This window comes from Streptomyces sp. NPDC043427, assembly GCF_056436655.1.
Genome location: NZ_JBWKCC010000011.1, coordinates 68,503 through 80,798, shown reverse-complemented (window position 1 = coordinate 80,798; position 12,296 = coordinate 68,503). Strand labels below are relative to the sequence as shown.

The window sequence follows — 12,296 nt, the reverse complement described above, 5'->3', positions numbered from 1 at the left end:
CAGGCGTGGTTCCGGTGATCGACTGCGCGTGATACACACAGCGGGGTCACAGTCCTGTCCGCCAGCAGGAAGGTTGCCCCATGTCCATCCGCAGTGGTTCCACACGACGTCAGTTGCTCGCCCGCACCGGGGCGTTGGGCGTCTCGATCGCCTTCGCCGGAAACCTCTCCGACCTCTTCGCGAACACCGCCGCCGCGCAGCCCCTGGGTCACACGGGCTACGGCCCCCTCGTGCCCGACCCCGACGGTCTGCTCGACCTGCCGAAAGGATTCCGCTATCGGGTGCTGTCCCGCGAGGGCGACCCGCTGCGCTCCGGCGAGGGCCCGGTCCCGTCCCACCCCGACGGCATGACCGCGCTGCCCGGCCGGCACGGTCGCGTCCATCTGGTCCGCAACCACGAGAACCGCCCGACGGCGACGTTCTCCGTCCCGACCGTCGAGGGCCTGACCTACGACCCGGCCGGCAAGGGCGGCTGTACGGCCCTGACGCTGGACGCCGACGGCGACGTGCTCTCCGAACGGGTCGCGATCGCCGGTACGGCCGTCAACTGCGCGGGCGGGCCGAGCCCCTGGGGCACCTGGCTGACCTGCGAGGAGACCGAGGACAAGGCCGGCACCAACGGGTACACCAAGGACCACGGCTTCATCTTCGAGGTCGACCCGACGCACCCCCGGCGCACCGGTGCCGTACCGCTGACCGCGATGGGCCGCTTCCAGCACGAGGCGGTCGCGATCGATCCGTACCGGGGCATCGTGTACGAGACGGAGGACGCGTTCGACCGGCCCTTCGGCCTCTTCTACCGCTTCCTGCCGAACAAGCCGCTCGGCGGCGTCGGTTCGCTGCGCGCGGGCGGCAGACTCCAGGCGATGCGTGTACCGGGCGTACCCGACCTGTCGTCGATCCAGGAGACGGGAGCCACCTTCGACGGCATCGAGTGGGTCGACGTACCGGACCCGCTGGCCGCCGGGACGCCCACGCGGCTGCAGGACTACGGCCGAGGGGGCATCACCCACGCGCAGAAGTTGGAGGGGTGCTACTGGGGCGGCAGCTGTGTGTACTTCGTGTCGTCGTTCGCCATCGCCGAGGAGGGCTCGGCCGCCGACCACTGCGGTCAGGTGTGGCGCTACGACCCGGCGCGCCGCCGGCTGACGCTGGTGGTCGTCTTCGGCCCGGACACCGACGTCCAGCTCCCCGGCGAGTCCCCCGACAACATCTGCCTCGCCCCCGGCGGCGGCCTCATGGTCTGCGAGGACGGCGACGGCGCCCAGCACGTCTTCGGCGTGACCCGCCGCGGCGAGGTGTACGCGATGGCCCGCGGCCGCCAGAACATCGGTACCCCGCAGGAACCGGAATGGGGCGAGTTCGCAGGTGTCACCTTCGCCCCTGGCGGAGAGACGATGTACGTCAACTGCTACACACCGGGGACGACGTTCGCGGTGACGGGACCATGGCGCTGACCTGACAAGCCTCAGGAGCAGCACCGGAAGGGGTGCGCGGTGACCGAACAGCCGGCGGAAGGGCTCCGGGAGCTGTTGCGCCTGCCCGTGGGCGAGCCGGTCGACCTGTCCGCCTACGACGCCGCCGCGCACCCCGGCGGCCCGGCGGACAAGGCGGCGGCCCGCGAGGCCACCGCCCGCACCGGGGACCGCCTGGCCGAACTGCAGGAACGCCTGTGGGCGGCGGGCTCGGCCGGTGACCGGCGCCGGGTCCTGCTGGTGCTCCAGGGCATGGACACCAGCGGCAAGGGCGGCACGCTCAAGCACGTCATCGGCATGCTCAACCCGGCCGGCTGCCGGATCAAGGCGTTCAAGGCGCCGACACCCGAGGAGCGGGAGCACCCGTTCCTGTGGCGCATCCGCAGGGCGCTCCCGCAGGCGGGCGAGATCGGCATCTTCGACCGCTCGCACTACGAGGACGTCCTCATCGCCCGCGTCCACGGCCTGGCCCCGCCCGGCGAGCTCGGTCACCGCTACGGCGAGATCAACCACTTCGAGCAGTCCCTCGCCGACGAGGGCGTCACCCTGATCAAGTGCTTCCTGCACATCTCCTACGACGAGCAGAAGCGCCGCCTCCTCAAGCGCCTCGACAACCCCCGCAAGCGCTGGAAGTTCGACCCGGGCGACATCGCCGAACGCGCCCGCTGGCCCGCGTACCAGGAGGCGTACGAGATCGCCGTGGAGCGTTGCTCGACCCCCACCGCCCCCTGGTACCTGGTCCCGGCCGACCACAAGTGGTACCGCGACTGGGCGGTCGGCACGCTTCTCCTCGAACACCTTCAGGAGCTGGACCCGCGCTATCCGGAGCCGGATTTCGACGTGGCCGACTGCCGGGAACAGCTGCTGAAGAGCGGCTGAGGGGGTACTCGGCCCGCATGACCGACTACCGGCACGTCAAGGGCTCGTACTGGTTGGAGACGGCTCCGGGGCCGTCGCGCCCTCCCCTGGCGGAGGACCTGCGCGTGGACGTGGCCGTGATCGGCGCCGGGATCGCGGGGCTGAGCACGGCGTGGGAGCTGGCGCGGGCGGGGCGGTCCGTGGCCGTGCTGGAGGCCGGGCGGATCGCCGCCGGGGTCACCGGACACACGACCGCCAAGCTCACCGCGCTGCACACACTGATCTACGACAGGCTGCGGCGCACGCGCGGCACGGAGGGGGCGCGGCTGTACGCCCGCTCCCAGACGGAGGCCGTCGAGCACGTCGCCGAGATCGCGGACGAGCTGGGCGTCGACTGCGAGTGGGAGCGCAGGAGCGCCTACACGTACGTGCACGACCCGAGCCGGGTCACGGAGGTGCGGGCGGAGGCCGAGGCCGCGCGGGAGGCGGGGCTGCCGGCGTCGTTCGTGACGGAGACCGGGCTGCCGTTCCCGGTGGCGGGCGCGGTGCGGGTGACCGGTCAGGCGCAGTTCCATCCGCGCAAGTACCTGCTGGCCCTGGCCGACGACCTGGCCGCGCGGGGTGGCCGGCTGTACGAGGACACCACCGTCGTGGGGCTGGACGAGGGGGAGCCGTGCCGCCTGGCGACGGACAGCGGGGCGACGGTGGCCGCCCGGGACGTGGTCGTGGCCACGCACTACCCCATCTTCGACCGTGCCCTGCTGTTCACCCGGCTCTCCCCGCGTCGCGAGCTGGTCGTCGCCGGCGCCCTGGACACGGAGTACGACCCGGACGGCATGTACATCACGCCCGAGCAGGGCACCCGCTCGGTCCGGACGGCCCCCTACGGCGAGGACGGGCGGCGGCTGCTCGTCGTCACCGGGGAGCACTTCACGCCCGGCACGGGCGACACCCCGGCCCGCTTCGAACGGCTCGCGGACTGGGCCGCCGAGCGCTTCCCCGGCGTCGACCTCACCCACGCCTGGGCCACGCAGGACAACGACGCCACCGACACGGTGCCGATGGTCGGTCCGCTGCACCCGGGCGCCCGGCACGCGTACGTCGCCACCGGCTTCGGCGGCTGGGGGATGAGCGGCGGGGTGATGGCGGGCCGTCTGCTCACCGCGCTGATCACTGGCGAGAGGTGCGAGTGGAGCGAGTTGTACGACCCGCGCCGCATCCTCTCCGCCGTGCGGGAGGCGCCGACGTTCCTCAAGACGCAGGCGAAGGTGGCCGGCCACTTCGTCGGCGACCGGCTGCGGCCGACACCGGAGGTGGACGCCGTCCCGCCCGGGGAGGGCGCCGTCGTCCGCGTCCACGGCAAGCACGTCGCCGTCTACCGCGACGAGGAGGGCGAGGTGCGCGCCCTGTCCGCCCGCTGCACACACCTGGGCTGTCTCGTCGCTTTCAACTCCGCCGAACGCGCCTGGGAGTGCCCCTGCCACGGCTCCCGCTTCGACACGGACGGCAAGGTGGTGCAGGGGCCTGCGACGCGGCCGCTGGAGGGGCGGGAGCTGTGAGCGGGAGCTGTTGGTCGCTGTTCGCGGGTGACTCCGAGCGGGTGACCTGGCGGCCACGGGTGCCGGTCATATAAGAAACATCGCCCTACTTTCGTACGGTGATCCCTCTTGTACGACGTATCACCGTCCTCTGCGCGCTCGGCGCCGCCGTTCTCACCTCCTGCGGCACGGTCAGCGCCCCCGAGGCACCCCGCGCCCCGCGCCCCGCCCCCACGGCCACCGTCACCCGGCCTCCCACTCTCGCCCCCGGGCCCGCCGGTCTGCTCCCCGTCTTCAGCAACGCGCCCCGGACCACGGACAAGACCGTCGCCCTCACCTTCGACGCCGACATGACCGCCGATCAGGGGCCCAGGGCGGCGGCGGGCGAGCATTTCGACAACCCGGGCCTGATCGCCGCGCTACGGGAACTGAGGGTGCCGGCCACCGTGTTCATGACGGGCCGGTGGGCGGAGCAGTACCCCGTCGAGGCCCGCTCCATCGGCCGGGACCCGCTCTTCGAGGTCGCCAACCACTCCTACAGCCACTACGCCTTCACCGGCGACTGCTACGGCCTGCCCACCGTCTCCGAGGAGAAGATGCGGACGGACGTGGAGCGGGCGTACACCGCCTTCCGCGCGGCGGGCGTGCCGAGCGCGATGCCGTACTTCCGCTTCCCGGGCGGGTGTTACGACCAACGGGCACTGCGGGCGCTGACCGGTACGGGTGTGACGGCGGTGCAGTGGGACGTGGTCGGCGGTGACGCCTTCGCCACGGACGCGGACGCGGTGGCCCAGCAGGTGCTGGACGGGGTGCGGCCGGGGTCCGTCGTCGTCCTGCACTGCACCCGCAGCGCCGCCCCGACGACCGAGCGGGCCGTGCGCACGATCGTGCCCGAGCTGCGCACGCGGGGCTTTCGGTTCGTCAAGGTGTCCGAGCTGATCAGGGCGGCGGGCGGGCGGCACTGAGGCTCGTACGCTGGAGACATGAGCGACGACAGCGACAACGCCTACTGCTTGATCGACGCCACCAGGCCGCCGACGGCCGATGGGCCTCCGTACGCGGAGTGCGTGCTGTGCCGGGAGCCGACGGAGTACCCGGAGTCGTACAAGGGGATCACGATGTGCCCCGCGTGTGAGTGGCTGGAGGCGCAGCGCACGGCCTGTTCAGGCTGACCTGCGGGAGGTGAGCGCGCAGGCCGCGGCGCAGGCCGCCGCCGCTAGGACGGCGGCCGCGCCCGTCGGCAGCAGGGGCAGCGGTACCGTGCCGGAGCGCGAGCCGGTGACCAGGCCGCTGACGGCGGCCTGCGCCGGGGAACCCGTCACCACCAGCGTCAGCAGGGCCGCGAGCAGCAGCGTCGGGACCGCCCGGCCGGGCGAGCGCAGCACGGGCCACGCGGTGAGCGCGCCGACCGCCGTGCCGAGCAGCGCGCAGGTCAGGACGGCCAGCAGACCGGCACCGCCTGCTTCGAGGGGTGGTACGCGCCGCTGGTGGTCGGCGCTGACCGGATCGCTGATCCACGTCACCACGAGCGTCGCGGCCACGCCCAGCGCCGCCGACGCGGCCGCCGCCGTCAGCAGGCTCGCCAGGTGCGCCCGCGCCGGTCCGACCGCCGCGGCGACCAGGGCGCGGGCGGCGGGCGGCTCACTCGTCACACAGATCCGCACCAGCCAGGCCGCGACGGGCAGGAGGGCGGCGGCCGTGTAGCCCAGCGAGTCCAGCACCGGCTGCCCGCTCTGTACACCGATGCCCAGGAACGCCGCGTACAGGATGAACGGCGGCAGCCAGCGCTGCGAGCGGACGAGCAGGGAAGCCTGGTAGCGCAGGAGTGCGGTCATCGGTCGCTCCCGTCGGTGGCGGTGGCGGGTGCCGGCCCGACGCTCGCCACGTGCCACGGCGGGCGGGCGGTCAGCAGGGCGCGGAGCACGACGTCCGAGTGGGACGCGGGGACGGTGAGACGGTGGGTGCCGGGCGCTGTCTCCTCGGCGGCGGTGATCCACCGGGCGGCCTCGGCGGGCGGCGGTCCACCGGCCGGCGCCCGCACCTCGACGTGCACCTGGGGGCCGGTCGGCGCGGTGTCGCGTTCCGCTTCCGTACGGCGGGCGAGGGTGCCCTCGCGCACGGTGTACGTGGCGTCGGGGGCGCCCGCGAGTCGGCGCGGATCGTGGTCGACGAAGACGACGGCGCCCCCGGCCGCGGTGCGCTCGGCGACCGCCCGTTCGAACTCGGCGCGCGCGTCGTCGTCCAGGCCGGTCCAGGCCTCGTCGAGGACCAGCAGCTCCGGTTCGGCGAGCAGGGCCTGGGCCACCGCGACCTTCTGGCTGCTGCCCTTCGAGAGCTGGGCCATGGGGGTGCGGGCGTACGCGGTCGCGCCGAAGCGCTCCAGCCAGTCGCCTGCGATGCGTTCGGCGGTGGTGCGGGCGAGGCCGTGGACCGCGCCCAGGTGGGTGAGGTAGCCGAGGGGGGTGAAGGGGAGGGCGGAGGGGAAGCGCTCCGGGACGTACGCGGTCCGGCGGCGGCCGGTGATACGGCCCTCCGTGGGGGCGTCGATGCGGGCGAGCAGGCGGAGGAGGGTGGATTTGCCGGAGCCGTTCGTGCCTTCCACGCGGGTGAGGGTGCCCGGGGTGATGGTCAGGTCGATGCCGCGTAACACCCAGGGGCCGCGGAGGGCATATCGGCGGCCCACGTTGTCCAGCCGGAGATCGCGATGCATGAGGGTCATCATCTCGTGGCGCGCGCGGGTTGTGTTGTGGAGGTCGCGCCCACGCGGCGGCAGCCGCACATCGGCACAGCCCGCGCCCCTTGGTGGGTCAAGTACTCTGCGCCCGTGAGTGAGAGTCCCTTCCAGTCCGAAGCCGGCGCCCGTGACCAAGCGCCGCAGTTCGTCATGCCCCTGGTGGTCCGGATAGAGCGGGATGCCCCTCCGGCCCGTACCGACGCGCTGGAGACCGCGGCCCGTGCCGTACTCGTCATGCTCAGTGACGAGCGGTCGCTCGGTGACGGCGCGTGGGCGCAGGCCGTGCGGGACTGGCAGGACGCTCGGATCAGGAAGGTCGTGCGGCGGGCTCGTGGGGCCGAGTGGCGGCGGGCCGAGGTGCTGCCCGGGATCACGGTGACCGGGAAGGCGGCGCAGGTGCGGGTGTTCCCGCCCGTTCCGCTGGACGGCTGGCCGAAGGACCTGGCGCGGCTCCAGGTGTCCGGCACCGACCTCGACGACCCGGAGCCTCCGGTCGACGCGGACCCGAGCGCACCGGTGCTGTGGATGAGCCCGGACCTCGGCATGTCGGCCGGGAAGGCGATGGCGCAGGCGGGGCACGGGGCCCAACTGGCGTGGTGGGAGCTGTCGGAGACCGAGCGGGCGGCCTGGCGGGAGGCGGGGTTCCCGCTCGCGGTGCGGACCGCCGATCCGGGTCGATGGGGTGAACTCACCAGCAGTGGACTGCCGTTGGTGCGGGACGCGGGCTTCACCGAGATCGCGCCGGGCAGTTGCACGGTGGTCGCGGACCATCCGGCGCTGCGGTAGGGCGGTTGTACGGCCGCCTCAGGGACCCGGCCCGGGGTCCGGCTCGACCGCGGAGGTCAGGCCCGCCCGGGCCGCCTCCAGTTGCGCGGCGAAGGCGATGCCGAGGAAGAGCGCCACGCCCGTGAGGTTGGCCCACAGCAGGAGGGCGACGAAGGCGGTGAGGGGCCCGTACACGGCTCCGAAGGATCCGCTCTTGGCGACGTAGAGCGTGAGCAGCCAGGTGGTGCCGACCCACAGCACCAGGTGGACGGCGGAGCCGAACGCGAGCCAGGTGTAGCCGGGTTGGTCCCGGCGCGGCGACCAGCGGAAGATGACGGCGGAGGCGACCCAGGCGAGGGCCGCGCCCACCGGGACCCGCAGGGCGCCCCACCACGCCGGGACGTCGGCCCAGCCGAAGGCCTCGGCGGTCGAGCGGCCGACGGCCTCGCCCGCGACGAGGACGAGGAACCCCAGGACCATGGGGACGCCCGCGGCGAACGCGAGGAGCAGGGCACGGCCGTACTTCCGCGGGAAGGGCCGGTCGCGTTCGATGCCGTAGATCCGGTTGGCGCCCCGTTCCACCTGGCCCATGGCCGAAGCCAGGTTGAGGACCGAGAAGGCGAGGCCGAGCCACAGCGCGACGGTGCTCCAGACGTCGGAGTGGGCGGTGCGCCGCGTGCCGCGCAGCGCCTCCTCGACCACGGCCGAGCTGGCGCCCGGCACGATCCTGCCCAGGGTCAGCTCGATGATCCGCCCGACGCTCTCGGTGTGCGCGGCGGTGGCGACTCCGACGAGGGCGATGGTGAACGGCACCATGCCCAGCACGATCTGGAAGCCGAGGGCGCGCGCGTTGGTGAAGCCGTCCGCGTAGCGGAACCGCGAGAACGCGTCGACCAGCAGCCGCACTCCTCCGTAGCGCCGCAGCGCGGTGAGGGCTTCGTCGCCGGAGAGTTCGTCCCCGATCATGTCCCGCGTCTGCGGAACGTGTACGGCCGTCCCCAGGGTCTGCGTCTCTCCCGCGTGTCAGGCCGGCAGCGAGCGCGCCCGCCGGGGGCATCCGCCGGTCGCGGGTCCCGGCATACCGTGTCCCCGGCCGCACACGAATCAGGCTTCCGGCGCGCCGTACCGCCACCACCCGCCTGGCCCCGCCGTGTCTGCTGCGTCTCAGCGGTGGGGGTCGCGGGGCGGGCTCGGGGATCATGAGGCTACGGTGAGGGCGGCAACGCACTGACCACGCAGGGCCGTTCCGCTTCTCGGGAGTCGTCATGTCACTGGACCGACCACTGATCAACAGCCATGTGCCGCACTCCGCGCGCATCTGGAACTACTGGCTGGGCGGGAAGGACTGCTACGAGATCGACCGTCAGGTCGGCGATCAGATCCGGGAGTTGAACCCGGAGATCGTCGACATCGCGCGCGCCCAGCGGGCGTTCCTCAAGCGTGCGGTCACGCATCTGGCGGCACAGGCCGGGATCCGGCAGTTCCTCGACGTCGGCACGGGGCTGCCGACGCTCGACAACACGCACGAGGTCGCGCAGGGCATCGCCCCGAAGACGCGGATCGTGTACGTGGATCACGACCCGGTGGTGCTGCAGCACGCGCACACCCTGCTCACCAGCACGTCCGAGGGCGCCACCGCCTACATCGACGCCGACCTGCGCGAACCGGAGACGATCCTGAGCGGCGCCGAGGACACGCTGGACTTCGACCAGCCTGTCGCGCTCATGCTGCTCGGCATCGCCGCCCATGTGCCCGACGAGATCGCGTACGCGGCCGTCGGACGCCTCAAGGACGCCCTGCCCGCGGGAAGTTACCTCGTGTTCTGCGACAGCACGGAGGTGTTCCACCCGGCGGAGATGCGGGCGATGGTGGAGCGCTGGAACGAGGCGAGCGACAACCCGCGCGTCAACCGCACCCCCGAGCAACTGACCAGGTTCTTCGACGGTTTCGAGCTGCTGGAGCCGGGGCTGGTCCCGGTCGCCGAGTGGCGTGCCGAGCCGGTCGCCGCGGGCGCGCGTCGGGACGTGGACAGCTTCGGCGGGGTCGCCCGCAAGGCCTGACATTTGTGTTCCCTTTGAACACCGGGGGCCTGCCTTGCGTATCTGCGGGCAGCTGCTGACGCCGTCGGCCGAACCTCAAATGTTGCTCTGAAGGTTCCGGGGCGGCGGTTCGGTCCCGGTCGGCGGGGCCATACCCCCGTCACAAAGGGAGGGGACCATGAAGCGACTGGGGACGGGAATCGGCTGGCGGCCGGAGATCGCGGACGCCGTGGAACGGATGCCGGGCATCGACTGGGTCGAGGTCGTCGCGGAGAACGTGTGCCCGGGCCACCTCCCCGACTCGCTGTCGCGGCTGCGCGAGCGCGGGGTGACCGTGGTTCCGCACGGTGTCGCGCTCGGCCTCGGCGGTGCGGAGCGGCCCGAGGCGGGTCGGCTGACCGCGCTCGCGGAGCGGGTGGAGGCGCTGGGTTCGCCGCTGGTCACCGAGCACATCGCGTTCGTCCGGGCGGGCGGCCCGCTGACCGCCTCCCCGCGGCTGGAGGCCGGCCACCTGCTGCCCGTGCCGCGCACCCGGGACGCCCTCGACGTGCTGTGCGAGAACGTCCGGATCGCGCAGGACGCGTTGCCCGTGCCGCTCGCCGTCGAGAACATCGCGGCGTTGATCTCCTGGCCGGGCGAGGAGATGACCGAGGGGCAGTTCCTGTACGAGCTGGCGGACCGCACGGGGGTGCGGCTGCTGATCGACGTGGCGAACCTCCACACCAACCACGTCAACCGCGCGGAGGACCCCGCCAAGGCGCTGGCCGAGCTTCCTCTGGAGGCCATCGCCTACGTCCATGTCGCCGGCGGCTTCGAACGCGACGGCGTCTGGCACGACAGCCACGCCCACCCCGTCCCCCAGCCCGTCCTCGACATCCTCACCGACCTCGCCTCCCGCGTCTCCCCACCGGGAGTCCTCCTGGAACGCGACGAGAACTTCCCCGAGCCGTCAGAACTCGAGCGCGAGCTGACAGCCATTCGGGGGGCGGTGGCCGAGGGCCGGCAGGAGGCCGAGAGGGAGAGGGCGACCGCGCCCGCGTCGGAGGTCGAGCCGGCCCGGCTCCGGGAGCCCGGCGCCCCGACCGACGCGCCCCGCACGGAGCCGGACGACGCCTCGGCGGAGACGGACCACAAGCACGGGGAAGCCGCCGTACGACCGAACCGGACGGCGCAGCGGCCCGATGGCACCTCGGGCGACGCCCGCCCGGAGCCCGGAGCCCCGACCGGCGCGGCGCGCACGGAGCCGGACGACGCCTCGGCGGAGGTGGGCCGGGAGCGGGCGGAGGGCGACGACCGGACCGCGCGGACGCCTCAGCAGCGCGACGGGCGCTTGAGCGAGGGACGCGGGGAGCACGACGACCGCCCACGCCGGGAACACCAGGAGCCCGACGACCGGTCGGCTTCGCAGGGGGCGGCGCATCCCACCGACCCCGCCCGCCAGCGGCTCGCTCTCGCTCAGGCCTCGCTGTTGTCCGCTCTCGTCGCCGGGACGCCCGTGCCGGAGGGGTTCGACCGGGTGCGGGTGGGGGTGCAGGCGCGGGCGCTCGCGGGGAAGCGGGCGGATGTGGTGGCGAAGGTGGCGCCGGAGTTGCCGGAGATTCTGGGGGACCGGTATCGGCCGACTTTCCTGGCGTACGCCCACCGGCACGCGATGACCGGCGGCTACCGGCAGGACGCCCTGGACTTCGCCGAGCGGACGTTTCGCGACGGGCGGCTGCCGGAGGGGAGGGCGCTGCGGGAGCTGCGGGAGTGGTGGCTGGAGCGGTCGGGGCCGGCGCCGCACTCACCGCGACCTGCGGCCCGCTTCGCCCGGGCCACCCGGCGGGTCCTGCTGCGGAGGTGACAGGTCGCGGCCGCGCCTGTCCTGTGTGCTCGGGTTAACACGACGGCCACTTCAGGCCGGAACAGCACCCGGTTCGGCCGCATTGGCCCCCGTTTGCCACCGGCGCACGCTCCCCCGTTCGCCCCGAATGCCCCTCGAAGCAATGCTTCGCCCCCGTACGGAAGTTGGCGTAAACCCCGCAGTAATATGCCAACCCCGCACCCGAAGCGCACTAGCGTGCGGTGCCGCAAGCAGGAGGCACCATGCGACCCCGACCCCCCGTCAAAGGCCGAGGCATATTCAGTGGCACCGGACTCATCATCGCCGGGATGGCGGCGACCGTCGCCGCGCTGGCGTTCCCCCTGTGGTCGTACAGCGACCGCCCGGGCACCGATGTCGGCGTACTGAACGCGGAGACCGTGGCGACGCAGTACGGGCCGCTGTCCGCGCTGGACCAGGACTTCATCACCAAGGTCCGGCTGGCGGGACTGTGGGAGCTGCCCGCCGGTCAGCAGGCGCAGCAGAAGGGCACGACGGAGGCCGTACGCACCGCGGGACAGCATCTCGTCGAAGGGCACACCTTCCTGGACGAGCGGGTGCGCAACGTCGCCTCCCGGCTCGGGCTGACGCTGCCCGACGAGCCCAACGAGCAGCAGCAGGGCTGGCTGAGGGAGCTCGACGCGGCGCAGGGCGCGGACTACGACCGCAGGTTCGCCAACATCCTGCGGCTGGCCCACGGCCGGGTGTTCTCCCTCGTCGCCCAGGTCCGGGCCGGTACCCAGAACTCGCTGGTGCGCGACCTCGCCGACGACGCCAACACGACCGTGCTGGACCACATCAAGGTCCTCGAGGCCACCGGGTACGTCGACTTCGACGCCCTGGCCCGGGACCTGGCGGCGACGAGCGCGCCGACGGCCACCGACTCCCCCACCCCGACCGGTCTCGACTTCGGCCCGAACCCCGGCGAGGTGGTTCCGGTCACGCCGGCACCGGCCGGGTCCGCGCCGCCCACGTACACGCTTCCGCCTGCCGCGACGGGCCCGTCGCTGAGCTGACCGTCATGCG

Annotated in this window: 12 protein-coding genes; 9 read left to right on the top strand and 3 right to left on the bottom strand. The window is 73.1% G+C overall.

Features of this window, described 5'->3' with window-relative positions; all coding sequences use genetic code 11:
• Nucleotides 1–80 precede the first annotated feature (80 nt).
• The 5 genes from AC067M_RS19790 (at nt 81) to AC067M_RS19770 (ending at nt 5,043) form a co-directional block, all read left to right on the top strand.
• Nucleotides 81–1,457, top strand: coding sequence for an alkaline phosphatase PhoX (locus AC067M_RS19790; protein WP_478698291.1), 1,377 nt, complete (start codon nt 81–83; stop codon nt 1,455–1,457).
• Between the two features lie 39 nt (nt 1,458–1,496).
• Nucleotides 1,497–2,354 carry a PPK2 family polyphosphate kinase gene (locus AC067M_RS19785; RefSeq protein ID WP_478698290.1) on the top strand — a complete coding sequence of 286 codons (858 nt, stop codon included), beginning with the start codon at nt 1,497–1,499 and terminating at the stop codon, nt 2,352–2,354.
• Between the two features lie 17 nt (nt 2,355–2,371).
• Nucleotides 2,372–3,892 (top strand): FAD-dependent oxidoreductase, encoded by a 1,521-nt coding sequence (locus AC067M_RS19780; protein ID WP_478698289.1) that lies wholly within the window; start codon nt 2,372–2,374, stop codon nt 3,890–3,892.
• A 98-nt stretch (nt 3,893–3,990) separates the two neighbouring features.
• Nucleotides 3,991–4,836, top strand: a complete 846-nt coding sequence (locus tag AC067M_RS19775; RefSeq protein ID WP_478698288.1) for a polysaccharide deacetylase family protein — start codon at nt 3,991–3,993, stop codon at nt 4,834–4,836.
• 18 nt (nt 4,837–4,854) lie between these two features.
• Entirely contained in the window at nt 4,855–5,043 is a 189-nt protein-coding gene (locus AC067M_RS19770; RefSeq protein WP_478698287.1) for a hypothetical protein, read from the top strand.
• Here the strand turns inward: AC067M_RS19770 and AC067M_RS19765 are convergent.
• Together AC067M_RS19765 and AC067M_RS19760 are read right to left on the bottom strand one after the other, a co-directional pair.
• Nucleotides 5,035–5,706: an ABC transporter gene (locus AC067M_RS19765; RefSeq protein ID WP_478698286.1), complete on the bottom strand. Its 672-nt coding sequence runs from the start codon at nt 5,704–5,706 to the stop codon at nt 5,035–5,037. The two genes, AC067M_RS19770 and AC067M_RS19765, sit on opposite strands and share 9 nt — an antisense overlap.
• On the bottom strand, nt 5,703–6,581 hold the full coding sequence (locus AC067M_RS19760; protein WP_478698285.1) for an ABC transporter ATP-binding protein: 879 nt from the start codon (nt 6,579–6,581) through the stop codon (nt 5,703–5,705). Before AC067M_RS19760 ends, AC067M_RS19765 begins: the two co-directional genes overlap by 4 nt.
• Nucleotides 6,582–6,695: 114 nt before the next feature.
• On the opposite strand from AC067M_RS19760, the gene AC067M_RS19755 reads away from it, so the two are divergent.
• A complete protein-coding gene (locus AC067M_RS19755) occupies nt 6,696–7,391 on the top strand; it encodes a peptidyl-tRNA hydrolase (protein WP_478698284.1) in 696 nt (231 codons plus the stop codon).
• 18 nt (nt 7,392–7,409) lie between these two features.
• Here AC067M_RS19755 and AC067M_RS19750 read toward each other — a convergent pair whose 3' ends face one another.
• Complete coding sequence (locus AC067M_RS19750; protein ID WP_478698413.1) at nt 7,410–8,372, bottom strand: YihY/virulence factor BrkB family protein; 963 nt, start codon at nt 8,370–8,372, stop codon at nt 7,410–7,412.
• A gap of 263 nt (nt 8,373–8,635) precedes the next feature.
• On the opposite strand from AC067M_RS19750, the gene AC067M_RS19745 reads away from it, so the two are divergent.
• The 3 genes from AC067M_RS19745 to AC067M_RS19735 all read left to right on the top strand — a co-directional run bounded on the left by AC067M_RS19745 (nt 8,636) and on the right by AC067M_RS19735 (nt 12,286).
• Nucleotides 8,636–9,430 carry an SAM-dependent methyltransferase gene (locus AC067M_RS19745; protein ID WP_478698283.1) on the top strand — a complete coding sequence of 265 codons (795 nt, stop codon included), beginning with the start codon at nt 8,636–8,638 and terminating at the stop codon, nt 9,428–9,430.
• Between the two features lie 157 nt (nt 9,431–9,587).
• Nucleotides 9,588–11,252: an MbnB/TglH/ChrH family RiPP precursor modification enzyme gene (locus tag AC067M_RS19740; RefSeq protein WP_478698282.1), complete on the top strand. Its 1,665-nt coding sequence runs from the start codon at nt 9,588–9,590 to the stop codon at nt 11,250–11,252.
• Nucleotides 11,253–11,494: 242 nt separating this feature from the next.
• Entirely contained in the window at nt 11,495–12,286 is a 792-nt protein-coding gene (locus AC067M_RS19735; RefSeq protein ID WP_478698281.1) for a DUF4142 domain-containing protein, read from the top strand.
• Nucleotides 12,287–12,296: the final 10 nt, after the last annotated feature.

Bases quoted from the DNA above. Each gene is read 5' to 3' on its own strand.
- AC067M_RS19780 (WP_478698289.1), top strand. From the start codon at position 2,372: ATGACCGACTACCGGCACGTCAAGGGCTCGTACTGGTTGGAGACGGCT.
- AC067M_RS19760 (WP_478698285.1), bottom strand. From the start codon at position 6,581: ATGCATCGCGATCTCCGGCTGGACAACGTGGGCCGCCGATATGCCCTC.
- AC067M_RS19740 (WP_478698282.1), top strand. From the start codon at position 9,588: ATGAAGCGACTGGGGACGGGAATCGGCTGGCGGCCGGAGATCGCGGAC.
- AC067M_RS19745 (WP_478698283.1), top strand. From the start codon at position 8,636: ATGTCACTGGACCGACCACTGATCAACAGCCATGTGCCGCACTCCGCG.
- AC067M_RS19735 (WP_478698281.1), top strand. From the start codon at position 11,495: ATGCGACCCCGACCCCCCGTCAAAGGCCGAGGCATATTCAGTGGCACC.
- AC067M_RS19765 (WP_478698286.1), bottom strand. From the start codon at position 5,706: ATGACCGCACTCCTGCGCTACCAGGCTTCCCTGCTCGTCCGCTCGCAG.
- AC067M_RS19770 (WP_478698287.1), top strand. From the start codon at position 4,855: ATGAGCGACGACAGCGACAACGCCTACTGCTTGATCGACGCCACCAGG.
- AC067M_RS19790 (WP_478698291.1), top strand. From the start codon at position 81: ATGTCCATCCGCAGTGGTTCCACACGACGTCAGTTGCTCGCCCGCACC.